The organism is Mesorhizobium sp. M1C.F.Ca.ET.210.01.1.1, from assembly GCF_004791585.1.
In the GTDB taxonomy this organism is placed as follows: domain Bacteria; phylum Pseudomonadota; class Alphaproteobacteria; order Rhizobiales; family Rhizobiaceae; genus Mesorhizobium.
This window is the reverse complement of sequence record NZ_SRUU01000010.1, coordinates 23,400-35,910: the sequence shown is the minus strand read 5'-3', so window position 1 is coordinate 35,910 and position 12,511 is coordinate 23,400. Positions and strand designations below refer to the sequence as shown.

12 protein-coding genes are annotated in these 12,511 nt (G+C 65.7%); 6 read left to right on the top strand and 6 right to left on the bottom strand.

Going from position 1 to position 12,511, the window contains the following annotated elements; all coding sequences use genetic code 11:
- Positions 1-54: 54 nt before the first annotated feature.
- Both EN853_RS13355 and EN853_RS13350 read right to left on the bottom strand, forming a co-directional pair.
- On the bottom strand, positions 55-864 hold the full coding sequence (locus EN853_RS13355) for a 3'(2'),5'-bisphosphate nucleotidase CysQ (protein WP_127860236.1): 810 nt from the start codon (positions 862-864) through the stop codon (positions 55-57).
- On the bottom strand, positions 851-2,194 hold the full coding sequence (locus EN853_RS13350; RefSeq protein ID WP_127860235.1) for a TldD/PmbA family protein: 1,344 nt from the start codon (positions 2,192-2,194) through the stop codon (positions 851-853). The genes EN853_RS13355 and EN853_RS13350 overlap by 14 nt, the downstream gene beginning before the upstream one ends.
- Before the next feature lie 213 nt (positions 2,195-2,407).
- Here EN853_RS13350 and EN853_RS13345 point away from each other — a divergent pair, with 213 nt between their 5' ends.
- On the top strand, positions 2,408-2,824 hold the full coding sequence (locus EN853_RS13345) for a VOC family protein (protein WP_127860234.1): 417 nt from the start codon (positions 2,408-2,410) through the stop codon (positions 2,822-2,824).
- A gap of 111 nt (positions 2,825-2,935) precedes the next feature.
- Here EN853_RS13345 and EN853_RS13340 read toward each other — a convergent pair whose 3' ends face one another.
- Positions 2,936-4,012, bottom strand: a complete 1,077-nt coding sequence (locus EN853_RS13340) for a medium chain dehydrogenase/reductase family protein (RefSeq protein WP_127860233.1) — start codon at positions 4,010-4,012, stop codon at positions 2,936-2,938.
- A gap of 215 nt (positions 4,013-4,227) precedes the next feature.
- Positions 4,228-5,274, bottom strand: a complete 1,047-nt coding sequence (gene epmA / locus EN853_RS13335) for an EF-P lysine aminoacylase EpmA (RefSeq protein WP_127860232.1) — start codon at positions 5,272-5,274, stop codon at positions 4,228-4,230.
- A 129-nt stretch (positions 5,275-5,403) separates the two neighbouring features.
- Here epmA and efp point away from each other — a divergent pair, with 129 nt between their 5' ends.
- Positions 5,404-5,973 carry an elongation factor P gene (gene efp / locus EN853_RS13330; protein WP_210234792.1) on the top strand — a complete coding sequence of 190 codons (570 nt, stop codon included), beginning with the start codon at positions 5,404-5,406 and terminating at the stop codon, positions 5,971-5,973.
- Positions 5,974-6,135: 162 nt separating this feature from the next.
- On the opposite strand, the gene EN853_RS13325 is transcribed toward efp, so the two are convergent.
- The gene (locus EN853_RS13325) at positions 6,136-6,384 is read right to left on the bottom strand and encodes a DUF1127 domain-containing protein (RefSeq protein WP_127860230.1); all 249 of its coding nucleotides are present in this window, start codon (positions 6,382-6,384) and stop codon (positions 6,136-6,138) included.
- Positions 6,385-6,555: 171 nt separating this feature from the next.
- On the opposite strand from EN853_RS13325, the gene EN853_RS13320 reads away from it, so the two are divergent.
- Positions 6,556-8,541 carry a BTAD domain-containing putative transcriptional regulator gene (locus tag EN853_RS13320; protein WP_127860229.1) on the top strand — a complete coding sequence of 662 codons (1,986 nt, stop codon included), beginning with the start codon at positions 6,556-6,558 and terminating at the stop codon, positions 8,539-8,541.
- Between the two features lie 20 nt (positions 8,542-8,561).
- Here the strand turns inward: EN853_RS13320 and EN853_RS13315 are convergent, their stop codons facing one another.
- Positions 8,562-9,227, bottom strand: a complete 666-nt coding sequence (locus EN853_RS13315; protein ID WP_127860228.1) for a metalloregulator ArsR/SmtB family transcription factor — start codon at positions 9,225-9,227, stop codon at positions 8,562-8,564.
- A gap of 110 nt (positions 9,228-9,337) precedes the next feature.
- Here EN853_RS13315 and EN853_RS13310 point away from each other — a divergent pair, with 110 nt between their 5' ends.
- From EN853_RS13310 to EN853_RS13300, 3 genes are all read left to right on the top strand, one after another.
- Positions 9,338-10,069, top strand: coding sequence for an MBL fold metallo-hydrolase (locus EN853_RS13310; protein WP_127860227.1), 732 nt, complete (start codon positions 9,338-9,340; stop codon positions 10,067-10,069).
- Positions 10,066-11,322 carry an MFS transporter gene (locus EN853_RS13305; RefSeq protein ID WP_127860226.1) on the top strand — a complete coding sequence of 419 codons (1,257 nt, stop codon included), beginning with the start codon at positions 10,066-10,068 and terminating at the stop codon, positions 11,320-11,322. The genes EN853_RS13310 and EN853_RS13305 overlap by 4 nt, the downstream gene beginning before the upstream one ends.
- Before the next feature lie 91 nt (positions 11,323-11,413).
- Positions 11,414-12,502, top strand: a complete 1,089-nt coding sequence (locus EN853_RS13300) for an acyltransferase family protein (RefSeq protein WP_127860225.1) — start codon at positions 11,414-11,416, stop codon at positions 12,500-12,502.
- Positions 12,503-12,511 lie beyond the last annotated feature (9 nt).

Genomic DNA, 12,511 nt, shown 5'->3' with positions numbered 1-12,511 from the left:
GAGTTTTGTGACAGGTCTAGACCAAACCGGCCGTTTTTGGAACTGCGGACGGCCTCACGCTTCGTCAGCTCCGGCGATGACGCCGGCAAGGACGTCCAGCAGCTCGCCGCTGCCGGCGGCGAGCGCGCCGTGGTTGATCACCTCGCCGGCATAGCGCGGCGGCTGTCCTGTGCGGTCGAGCAAGGCGCCGCCGGCCTCGGTGAGGATCAGATCGGCGGCCGCGATGTCCCAGTCATGCGCGCTCGGCTTGACGAAAGTCGCGTCGATCTTGCCATTGGCGATCATCGCCAGCCGATAAGCGAGCGAAGGGATATAGGGCATGCGCCGCAGCCTCCCTTGCCAGGCCTCCGGCATATGGTCGACGAGCGGCTTCGGCCCGCCGATCTCGACGATGTCACCGAGCGGGCGCACACGGATGCGCGTGCCGTTGAGAAAAGCGCCCTCGCCCGGCAGCGCCCAATAGGTCTCATGCCTTGCCGGGCATTCGAGGACGCCGGCCAGCGACTGGCCGTCCTCGACCACGGCGACGCTGACGCACCAGGAATGCAGTCCGTCCAGAAAACCCCTCGTTCCGTCGATTGGATCGACGACGAAGGTGCGGCGGGCCGAAAGCCTGGCATGATCGTCGGCGGTCTCCTCCGACAGCCAGCCGTAATCCGGCCGCGCCGTAAGCAAGGTCTCGCGCAGATAGGCGTCCGCCGCATGGTCGGCCTCGCTGACTGGCGAGGTGCCGCCCTTCATCCACACCTGCGGGTTGTTGCCGAAATAGCGCATGGCGATAGTGCCGGCCTCGCGGGCGGCGTCACGCAGCAGAGCGAGGTCCTCGCGCGCCCCGGCCGAGATCACCATGTCAGGCGCCGGCAAGGGTCATCCCCTCGATCAGCAGCGTGGGCGCCGCGGTGCCGAAATTGCGGTCGAGGTCGCTTGCCGGCACCATGTTGAGGAACATGGTCTTCAGGTTGGAGGCGATCGTCACCTCGGCCACGGGATAGGCGAGCGCGCCGTTCTCGATCCAGAAACCGGAAGCGCCACGGCTGTATTCGCCGGTCACCATGTCGACCCCCTGGCCGAAGACCTCGGTGACGTAGAAGCCCCGCTTCAGCGAGGCAATCAGCTCCTCCGGCGCGCGCTCGCCGGGCTCGATGGCGAGATTGGTCGATGACGGCGAAACCGAAGAGCCGCTGCGCGAGCCGCGGCCGTTGGTGACGAGGCCAAGCTCGCGCGCGGCCGAGGTCGACAGGAACCAGTGGTTGAGCACCCCCTTGTCGACCATCAAAAGCTTCCCGCCCTCGACGCCTTCGCCATCGAAGGGACGGGAGGCCTGGCCGCGACGCCGCAACGGCTCGTCGGTGACGGTGATCGCGCTTGAAGCCACCCGCTTGCCCATCATGTCGCGCAGGAAGCTGGTCTTGCGCGCCACGGCGGCGCCGTTGATGGCGCCGGCTAGGTGGCCGGCAATGCCGCGCGCGACGCGCGGGTCGAACACGACATCGACCGGGCCGGTCGCCGCCTTGCGGGCGCCAAGCCGGCGCACGGCGCGCTCGCCCGCCTTGCGGCCGATGTCCTCCGGCGCGTCGAGGTCGGCGAAATGCTGGCGGGACGAGAATTCATAGTCGCGCTCCATCGCCGTGCCCTCGCCGGCAATGACGCTGGTCGAGCGCGAGAAGCGCGAGGCGACATACTGGCCGAGGAAGCCATGTGAGGTGGCGAGCACCAGGCCGCCGAGCCCGGCGCTGGCGCTGCTGCCGGAAGAATTGGAGACGCCCTTGACGGCAAGGGCGGCCGCTTCCGCCGCGAGCGCAGCTTCCTTGAGCTGATCGGCCGAAACCTCGGTCGGGTCGAAGAGATCGAGATCGCGCGGATTGCGGGCGAGCAGCGCCGGATCGGCGAGCCCCTGGAAGGGATCTTCTGGCGAAACTCTCGCCATCGCGACGGCGCGCTCGGCGAGCGCCTTCGGATCGGAAGCGGCGGTGGCCGAGACGCTCGCCACGCGCTGACCGACGAAGACGCGCAGCGAGACATCCTCGCTCTCCGACGATTCGGTGCCCTCGACCTTGCCCAGCCGCACCGACACGCCGGCCGAACGGCCGCGCACCGCGACCGCGTCGGCGGCGTCCGCACCGGCGCGCTTGGCCGCCTCGACAAGTGCCGCGACACGGTCGGTCAGTTTCGCTGCGTCGAGCGTGTCGGTCATGCACTCAGTCCTGTTTGTTCGAGCTGTCCGGGAAGGCAGACGCTGCCGCACCCTCGCTGGATGCTGACGCACCATTTATGGATGCTGACGCACCATCTATTGTTCCACTGCCGCTTGTGCAATGGGCGAAGGGCAATCAGGATGCCGCGACCAAATCGCCCAAAAGCGGCCGGAACGGCTGCCTGCGGCACCTTGCCTGTCCGGAGCTTGCCCATGACGCCCTTCCACCTCGCCTTCCCGGTCCGTGATCTCGATGAAACCCGCGTTTTCTATGGCGAGGTGCTGGGCTGCGCCATCGGCCGCTCATCCGCCACCTGGGTCGATTTCGACCTCTTTGGCCACCAGATGTCGGCGCATTTGCGGCCGCAGGCGGTCGAGGCAGCGTGTGACGGCAAGGTCGATGGCGTCGCCGTGCCGATCCCGCATTTCGGCGCGGTGCTTTTGATGGACGAGTGGGAGCGGCTCGCCGCGCGGCTGGAAGCCCGCTCCGATATAGACTGGCTGGAGCGGCCGATGGTGCGCTTCAAGGGCGAGCCCGGCGAACAGGCGACGCTGTTCATCCGCGACCCTTCGGGCAATGCGCTCGAGTTCAAGGGTTTCCGCTCGCTGGAGCAGGTGTTCGCGCATTGAACAGAGAAGGCCCGAGCCCTCGGATACGGGATGAAACGAGCCGCAAAGCCCATGCATCATCGCCACAAGCGGTCGCCGGAACGATCGAGGCCGCAGGCGGCTCTTTACGGTTCAAAGGCTCTGCTCTTGCTCGCCAATATCTTGTCGGGAGGGCAGCGAATTGCAGACCAGCACGATCTTGCCCTTAACGCCTCCCCGACCGAGCAATTCCTGGGCGCGACGGGCCTCGGTCAACGGCATCCGCATGGCCACCATCGGCTTGATCTTCCCGTCGCGAAGCAGCCCGAGCAAGGCGCCGAGATCTTCGCGGAACCAAGCGGGCCTCCATCGTTTCAAATATTGTATGCTGTAGGGGAGTATGCGTCGTCGGCCGGGTGAGACGAAAGCGCGGACCGCATACCATGCGGGTCGCAATATCCCGCGAAGACGATATCGCAAGCCCCCAGTCAGTTGGCCCTTCTGCAGAAATGAAGTGAAGCCATAGGCTATGACGCGACCACCAGGCCTCAGAGCCCGAAACGAACGCCAGACATTGGCTTCGCCGACCCCGTCGAAGACGACATCCACGCCATCGTTTGTCAGGCGATGGATCTCCTTGACGAAGTCGGCCCGCTCGTAGTCGATCGGCGTGGCCCCGAGATCGGACACGATCTGATGAGCAGCAAGAGACGCAGTCCCATACATCTCCAGACCTGTCAGGCGGCCAAGTTGCAGCAGGGCCGTGCCGACTCCGCCGGCCGCGCCATGAATGAGGACCCGTTGACCCGGTGAGGCGTGCCCAAGGCGATGCATCATCTGATAGGCCGTAACGTAGTTCAGCACGAGGCTGACCGCCTCGGCGGGATCCACACCAGTGGGAACCGGAGTGAGTTCATCTTCCGGCAGGCAGATGAACTGGGCGTAGCCACCGTGAATGGGGAGCGCCGCAACCATTTTGCCAACCATCGCATGGGACGCTCCCTCTCCGGCCTCGTCCACGATGCCTACGATGTCCCATCCCGGCGTGAATGGCAGGGTCGTCTTTTCCGGATGAATCCCCTCCCGCATCAATAGTTCTGCGAAAGAGACGCCGGCGACGATTGTTTGCACCCGCAGCTCACCCGAGGCCGGATGGGGCGCATCTTCCTCCACGATTTCCAGAACTTCAGGTCCGCCATGGTGGCGAACGACGACGCGCAGAGACTTCATGGCAGGCTCGGTCCGGATCGGACTCCCCCGCTGAGACAAACTCAAACGGAAGGGTAGCGCGGGCCGGCACGAAGCGACTTGCTCCAGATCAAACCCGCCGAAATCAGTTGCGACCCATAGCTGCTTGTCTGCCCAGAATGACAGCGGAACGCAGCCTCGACAGCGGGCGCCCATGGGCGCCAAACGTCTGGCCGATCAACCCAGTCTGCAACGCGTCATGGCGTTGCCACCGGCGCCCAGATCACATCCTCGATCTTCTGCGCTCCCGTCGCCAGCATCACCAGCCGGTCGAAGCCGAGCGCCGAGCCGCTGGCCGGCGGCATAATGGCAAGGGCGGCGAGGAAATCCTCGTCCAGCGGATAGCGCTCGCCATAGATGCGCTCCTTCTCGTCCATCTCGGCGATGAAGCGGCGGCGCTGTTCGGCCGGATCGGTAAGCTCGCCGAAGGCGTTGGCGAGCTCGACGCCGCAGCAATAGAGCTCGAAACGCTCGGCAACGCGCGGGTCCTCCGCACTGGGCCTGGCCAGGGCGGCCTCCGACACCGGGTAGCCGTAGAGGATGGTCGCGCGCCCCTGCCCCAGCGCCGGCTCAACCTTTTCCACCATCACCCGGCTGAACAGGTCGGCCCAGTTGTCGTCGGGCGCGGTGCGCAGGCCGGCACGGACCAGCGCCTCGTAAAGGGCGTCACGATCGGTGCTGCCGTCGGCGGCGACGGTCGCCAGAAGATCGATGCCGGCATACGCCAGGAAGGCTTCGGCGACGCTCAGCCGCTCCGGCTCGGCGAACGGGTCGGCCTCGCGGCCACGAAAGCGGAAGCTCTTCGTGCCGGCCTTTTCCGCGGCGAGCGCCAGGAATTCCGCGCAGTCGGCCATCAGGCTCCGGTAGGTTTCGGCGACGCGGTACCATTCGAGCATGGTGAATTCGGGATGGTGCAGCGGCCCGCGCTCGCGGTTCCGGTAGACCGCGCCCAGACTGAAGATGCGCTTCTCGCCGGCGGCAAGCAGCTTCTTGCAGGCGAATTCCGGCGAGGTGTGGAGATAGAGCGGCCGGCGCGAGGCGTCGGGACCGATCGCCTCGGTCGCGAAAGCGGCAAGATGCGCTTCGTTGCCAGGCGAAACCTGCAGCGCGGCCGTCGTCACCTCGACGAAGTCACGTGTCGAGAACCAGCCGCGCAAGGCTGCGGCGATGGCATTGCGCGCCATCAACCGTGGCCGGCGGTCGGCATGAATATGCGGCGTCCACCAGGGCGAGGCGCCGGTCATGCGCGGGAAATTCGCCGAGAAGGCTGGCGGTTCGGCGCAAGATGCGCTAGGGCGCACGCGAAGGCCGCCGTCGCCGCTTCGCGGCAATTGATGCTTGCAGGCCGAAAAACTCGAATGGGATCGAATACCGTGGTCAAGGTCATCGCCAGTTCCTTACGCAAAGGCAACGTCGTCGATAAGGACGGCAAGCTCTATGTCATCCTCTTTGCCGAAAACATCCACCCTGGCAAGGGCACGCCGGTGACACAGCTCGACATGCGCCGCATCGGCGACGGGGTGAAGGTTTCGGAGCGCTACCGCACGACCGAGATGGTCGAGCGCGCCTATGTCGAGGAGCGCGAGCACACCTTCCTCTATTCCGATGGCGAAGGCTTTCATTTCATGAACCCGGAAAGCTACGACCAGGTCGTGGCTACGGAAAGCGTGGTCGGCGACATGGCTCCCTACCTGCAGGAAGGCATGGCGGTGCAACTGGCGCAGTTCAACGGCGTGCCGATCTCGCTGGTGCTGCCGCAACGCGCCACTTTCGAGGTCGTGGAGACCGAGCCGGTCACCAAGGGCCAGACCGCGTCCTCGTCCTACAAGCCGGCCGTGCTTTCCAACGGCGTGCGCACCGCCGTGCCGCCGCATATCAGCGCCGGCACGCGCGTGGTGGTGATGACCGCAGACGGCTCCTACGTCGAGCGCGCCAAGGATTGAGAACCCGTTCCGAGGTTCGCAGTAGCCCTATCAGGCGAATCCACTGTTAGCGCGATTTGTCCGCTGACCGGCTGTCGGGGTCTGATCCGATTGGGTCTTATGTGCGCCAGATGGAGGCCGGTTCCGGCCTCCGCGTTGCGCAAGCGGTCATCTGAATCCGCCTTATCTCATCGACATCAGGTCCGTCATAAGGCCGACCCCGACCCTGATTACGACCGTAGGTCTGGGGACCTCCTGACAGCCTATGTCCTTCAGCTGATCGGGCGTCATGTCCCTTATCGCCCTGCGTCCTGCAATGCTCCGCCGCCAGGCCGTGAAGGCAGATACCGCTGTCGTCACGCTTTTCGACGCTGCCCCAAGCGGCCAAGGATTCGATGCGTGGGTCTTCGCGTGAGTTTCCGTGTGAGCCATTTTTGCTCTCCCGATCCAGGTTACCGCCGAAGTTTGCCACTAGGGTGATTTGCGGTTGTTCGGACTGGCGTGAACTGTCGAGGAAAGGCCGCTGGACCGCCGTTAAATCCGCGTTAAATCGACCGGCGAAGATGCTATTGTGCCGGTGCGAGCGAAATTCGGAGGGGCCCGGTGCGTATCCGGTTGCTTGGCGGCCTCGAAGTGACTTCCGCAGACGGCCAGCCCGTCCGCTTCACAACGCGCAAGTCGGCGCTCCTTTTTGCCGCCCTGGTCCTGGCGGGTCGCCGCGGCCACTCTCGCGAACGGCTTTGCGAAGGGTTTTGGCCGGGACGAGGCGATGCCCAGTCGCGCAACAGCCTGCGCCAGGCACTGGCCGACATCAGGCGATGGTTCCCTGCCGCCGGCAACGCGGCCATCTCCATCGACGGGGATCAGGAAACGGTCGCGCTGACGGCCGACCCGGATGAAGCCGATGTCTGGCTCTTCGAGCGCAAGCTGGCCGAAGGCGGGACGGCGGACCTTGGCTTAGCCGCCGACCTCTACCGCGGCGATGTGCTTGCCGGCGAAGCCATTCCCGACGGTCTCGATGAATGGTTCAGCCCGTATCAGGTGAGATACCGGCAGAAGGCACAGCAGCTGGTGGAACGCCTGAGCCTCGCATCGCCCGAATCCGGATCCGCGGCTGAAGCAGCTTGCGAAGGACTGGCGGAAAGGCTGCTTGCCTCGGATTCGACCGCGGAGCCGGCGCATCGGGCACTCATGCGTATCCACGCTGCGAGGGGCCACGAAAACGCGGCCTTGCGTCAGTTCGAGACCTGCCGCGCGCTGGTGAAGAAGCATCTGGGCGTGGAACCCGAGGCACAGACGCAGTCATTGGCGGCGTCGCTGCAAACGCGGGGCGGAGAGCGCCAAGTCGCGTCGGCGCACGGCACCATCCAGCCTGTCGCCACGCCGGCGAGACCGAATGACCAGCCGTCGGTGGCAGTGATGCCTTTCGACAATCTCGGCGGGGCTGATGATGAGTATTTTGCCGACGGCGTCGTCGAGGAGATCACCGCCGCGCTTTCGCGCATCCGCAACTTCTTCGTCATCGCGCGCCAGTCCGCTTTCACCTATAAGGGGCGCTTCGCCGACGTGCGTGAGGTCGGCCGGGAGCTCGGCGTCAACTACGTGGTCGAGGGCACCGTTCGGCGGGGCGGCGACCGCCTGCGCATTTCCGTGCAGCTGGTCGATGCCGACACGCGGACACAATTGTGGTCCGAACGTTACGAGGGCGCGACCGAGGACGTATTCGACTTCCAGGATAGGATCGCGGCGCAGGTGGCCGGCGCCATCCATCCGGCCATCCGCGGCGCCGAGATCGAGCTGGCCAGGCGCAAGCCGCCGACCAGCCTGCGGGCCTATGATTTTGTCATGCGTGCCTATCCGAACATCTGGGGCCGCCGCAAGGACACCAACGATCAGGCGATCGAGCTGCTCAAGAAAGCGATTGCCGTCGATCCGGCATATGGCCGCGCGCATGCGCTCCTGGCTTGGTGCCACGCCTCGAACGCCGTATTTCTGTGGGCAGAGCAGCCGGAAAGCGAGCTGGAAAAGGCGATCGCGGCGGTCGAGGCAGCCGGCTCGATCGGGGATGATCCAACCGCGTTGACCGCCGCCGGCGCGGCATTGAGCATGGGCGGTGACCAGGAGCGCGCCGCTGCCTTCATCGAAAAGGCGCTCGCGCTTGATCCGAACAATGCGTGGGCATGGGCACGCCGCGGCTGGATCGCGATCTACAGGGGCGAAGCCGCCCGCGCCTCGGAATGGTTCCAGCGAGCGATGGCGCTGAGCCCAATGGATCCGTTCGCGTTCGCCGTGAGACTGGGAATGGGCTACGCCTTGGCCAAGACGGGCTCCCTTTCCCAGGCCGTCGCGATCGCCCGTGAGGTCATCGCCGCCCACCCCGACATCGTCACGTCCTATCGATACCTCGCCGCCTGGTCGGCAATGAGCGGCGATCTGGAGACCGCCCGCTGGGCCGCGCAAAAGCTCATGTCCGCCCAGCCGAGTTTCACGATCGAGCGATTCCGGTCGCTGCCTCTCTTCCGCAACACCCCGGAATGGGCAGACCAGGTGGTCGAAGGCTTGAAGCTGGCGGGATTGCCCGAACGGTGACTATCCGTTTGGCGGCACTATCAGGCGGCCATCTCCACCGGCAAGCCGGCGGCCTTCCATTCCGGCATGCCGTCCTCGAGGCGGCGCGCGGAATGGCCAAGGGAGCGCAGCGCGGCCACCGCTTCGAAGGACATCACGCACCACGGACCGCGGCAGTATGCGACGACTTCCCGGCCGGCATCGGCACCGCGAGACCAGACCTCGATCTTGCCGAGCGGGACATTGATCGCGCCGGGCAGATGGCCGAGCGCGAACTCGTCCGGCGGGCGGACGTCGATCAGCGTCACCAGCCCGTCGCGCATCAGCGCCTGGAGCTCGTCGCGGCCAACCGGCCGCATGTCGTCGCGCGCGTCGAAATAGCCACGCACGATGCGATCGACTTCGGCGAGCCGCCGCTCAGCGACTGCGCGCACCGCAGCGAAGGCGGAAAGCACGCTCTCGTCCGCAAGCGCGTAGCGGATGAACTTGCCGTCGCGTTCGGCTGAGACGATGCCGGCGCGGCGAAGCGCCTGCAGATGCTGGGAGACGTTGGCTATTGGCTGGCCGAGCTTTGCGGCAAGCGCTTCGACGCTGCGCGCGCCTTGCGCCAGATGCTCGATCATCTCCAGGCGCAACGGATGGCCGAGCGCCTTGGCGACGATCGCGAACTGCTTGTAAAGCGCCTGCTTCGGATTGCGGATTGACATCGTCCCTTCAGCGACGCATCGTCATTCAATGAAATGATTGAATGATAGTTTCGACGCGCTGTCAAGCCGGGCGGCTCACCCGGTGCAGCCGCCGGTGCGGAGGAAAAGCGATGATTCTCAGGCAGTTCCTGCATACCGACCCGGTCGCCGCCTCCTATCTATTCGGCTGCGGCGGCAAGGCTTGCGCGGCCGTCGTCGATCCGGTCGGCGACATTGCGCCCTATGTCGAGGCGGCGCGCGCAACCGGCATGCGCATCCTCTATGTCGTCGACACCCATATCCATGCCGACCATATCTCGGCAGGGCGGGCGCTCGCCGAGGCGACCGGCGCCGAATACGTGCTGTTCGAGGGCGCCGAGACCGACTTCCCATTCCGACGGGTGAAGGACGGCGAGGTGCTGGAGCTCGGCAACGTGACGGCAACCGTCATGCATACGCCCGGCCACACTCCGGAGCATCTGAGCCTTTTGGTCACCGACCGCACGCGGTCGAGCGAACCCTGGTTCGTGCTGACCGGACACACGCTGATGGTCGGCGATCTCGGCCGCACCGAACTCGCCTCGAGCGCCGAGGACGGCGCCCGCGCGCTCTATGGCAGCGTGCGCCGCCTCAAGGAGTTGCCCGACCATATCGAGGTGCTGCCGGGGGCCTATTCTGGCTCGGTCTGCGGCCGCTCGCTCAGCGGCAAGCCGACATCGACGATCGGCTTCGAGCGGCGCTTCAACAAGGCGTTCCGCATCGAGGACGAGCGTCAGTTCGTCGCCGTCATGACCGCCGACATCCCTCCCCCGCCGCCCGATGCGGCCCGCACACGGGCCGCGAACGCCGGGGCTCGGTCTTGAGCGCAGCCGCGTCGGCCGTTGCGCTCGGCCTCAAGGCCAACTGGAAGCAGTTTTCGCTGCTGGTGCTGATCAACGCCTTCGTCGGCGGCATGGTCGGCATCGAGCGGACCGTCGTGCCGCTGATCGGCGCCGAGGAGTTCGGTGTCGCTTCCACGACGCTCGTCGTCTCTTTCATCGTCAGCTTCGGCGTGGTCAAGGCCTGCGCCAACCTCGTCTCCGGCCAGCTCGCAGACATTTGGGGCCGCAAGCGCGTGCTCATCCTCGGCTGGCTGTTTGGCCTGCCGGTGCCCTTCATCATCATCTGGGCACCGAGCTGGGGCTGGATCGTCGCCGCCAACGCGCTGCTCGGCATCAACCAGGGGCTCGCCTGGTCGATGACCGTGATCATGAAGGTCGACCTCGTCGGGCCGAAATCGCGCGGCCTCGCGGTCGGCCTCAACGAGTTCGCCGGCTATCTCGCGGTAGGCGTCACCGCCTTCCTCACCGGCTATCTGGCGAGCCGTTACGGGCTGCGCCCGGTGCCTATCTATCTCGGCGTCGGCTATGCGGTCCTCGGCGCTGCCCTGTCGATCCTGCTCGTGCGCGACACGCGCGAGCACGTGCGGCTGGAGCTGGCCAACCATCCGAAAACAGCGTCGCCGCTCGGTTTTCGCGAAATCTTCATGCTGACCTCGCTCAGCGACCGCAACCTGTTCGCTGCCTCGCAAGCCGGCCTGGTGAACAATCTGAACGACGGCATGAGCTGGGGGCTTTTTCCGCTCTTCTTCGCCGCCAACGGGCTCGGCGTCGAGCGCATCGGCATCCTCAAGGCGGTCTACCCGGCGGTCTGGGGCATATTGCAGGTCGCGACCGGCCCGTTGAGCGATCGGTGGGGCCGCAAGGGCCTGATCGTCGCCGGCATGTGGGTGCAGGCGGCGGGGCTTCTCACCACCGCCATTACGCGCGATTTCGGCTGGTGGCTGCTGGCGAGCCTGCTTCTCGGCCTCGGCACGGCGATGGTCTATCCGAGCCTGATCGCGGCGGTTTCGGACGCATCGCACCCCTCCTGGCGGGCCCGCTCGCTCAGCGTCTACCGCTTCTGGCGCGACCTCGGTTACGCGATCGGGGCACTGTCGGCGGGGCTGATCGCTGACTTCTTCGGCTTCTCCGCCGCGATCACGGCAATCGCGGCGCTCACCTTCCTGTCGGGCGTGATCGTGGCGGTGGCGATGCGGGAGACCGGTCCGCCGGTCCCGGTACGGCACGGGAGCTAGGAGGGTCGCGTTTACGATATCCGAAGCTTCGTGCTGCTAGAGATGCGCCTGTCCGATACTATGGCGCCGGGTGCCGTTCTCGGGGGCGTTCATGAACAACTCGACACGCATGCCGTGGGTGGACACGGCAAAGGGTCTTTCGATCATCCTGGTGGTGATGATGTACTCGGCCTACAACACCGGTGAATACACCGGCGGCGTCGGCTTCCTGCACTATGTCATCGGCTTCGCGACGCCGTTCCGCATGCCGGAATTCTTTCTCATCTCCGGGCTGTTCCTGTCGCAGGTGATCGACCGGCCGTGGCAGCGCTATATCGACCGGCGCGTCATCCACTATCTCTATTTCTACGTGCTGTGGGCGGTCATCTCGATCGGGCTGAAGATCGGCATCTTCAGCCGCGATCCGGCCGGCATGCTGCACGACCTCGCCATGGCCGTCGTCCAGCCCTATGGCGTGCTGTGGTTCATCTACATGCTGGCGGTGTTCGGCCTCGTCGCACGTGTCTTGCGCGAGCTCAGCGTGCCGCACTGGATCATCATCCCGGCTGCCGCGGCGCTGCAGATGTGGGCACCGCATTCGGAGAGCTACGCGCTCACCCAATTCGCCGCATATTTCGTGTTCTTCTATCTCGGCTTCGTCATGGCGCCGCTGGTGTTCCGCCTCGTCGCGTGGACACAAGACCGTCCGGCGATCGCCGTTGCCGGTCTGGCCGTCTGGGCGGTCCTCAACGGCCTGCTCGTCTATTCGCCGGGCTATGCTGTGGAGCCGGTCGGCATGCAGATGGGCCTGGCGGCGTGGCCGCCGCTGCATCTTACGCTCGCCGTCGCCGGCGCGGTGGCGCTCTGCGTCGCCGGCGGCTTCCTGTCGAAATTCGCCGCGATGGAATGGCTGCGGTGGCTGGGCGAGCATTCGCTGGTCGTTTATGTCGCCTTCACCATCCCGATGTCGATCTTCCGCGGTGCAGCACTTGCCAGCGGCCTTCTGACCGACACCGGCACGCTGAGCCTGGCCGTGCTGCTTGTCTCGGTCATCAGCCCGGTCATCGTCTATTTCATCGTCAAGCGTACCGGCTTCGGAAACTTCCTGTTCGAGCGGCCGGCCTGGGCGCATATCGATACGCCGAATTCCGTCCAGGTATCCAGCAAGGGCGTTGCACGACCGGCGCGCGAGGCGGCCTGATCCAGAAGC

Bases quoted from the DNA above. Each gene is read 5' to 3' on its own strand.
- EN853_RS13325 (WP_127860230.1), bottom strand. From the start codon at position 6,384: ATGGCTCACACGGAAACTCACGCGAAGACCCACGCATCGAATCCTTGG.
- EN853_RS13310 (WP_127860227.1), top strand. From the start codon at position 9,338: ATGATTCTCAGGCAGTTCCTGCATACCGACCCGGTCGCCGCCTCCTAT.
- EN853_RS13315 (WP_127860228.1), bottom strand. From the start codon at position 9,227: ATGTCAATCCGCAATCCGAAGCAGGCGCTTTACAAGCAGTTCGCGATC.
- epmA (WP_127860232.1), bottom strand. From the start codon at position 5,274: ATGACCGGCGCCTCGCCCTGGTGGACGCCGCATATTCATGCCGACCGC.
- EN853_RS13340 (WP_127860233.1), bottom strand. From the start codon at position 4,012: ATGAAGTCTCTGCGCGTCGTCGTTCGCCACCATGGCGGACCTGAAGTT.
- EN853_RS13300 (WP_127860225.1), top strand. From the start codon at position 11,414: ATGAACAACTCGACACGCATGCCGTGGGTGGACACGGCAAAGGGTCTT.
- EN853_RS13345 (WP_127860234.1), top strand. From the start codon at position 2,408: ATGACGCCCTTCCACCTCGCCTTCCCGGTCCGTGATCTCGATGAAACC.
- EN853_RS13350 (WP_127860235.1), bottom strand. From the start codon at position 2,194: ATGACCGACACGCTCGACGCAGCGAAACTGACCGACCGTGTCGCGGCA.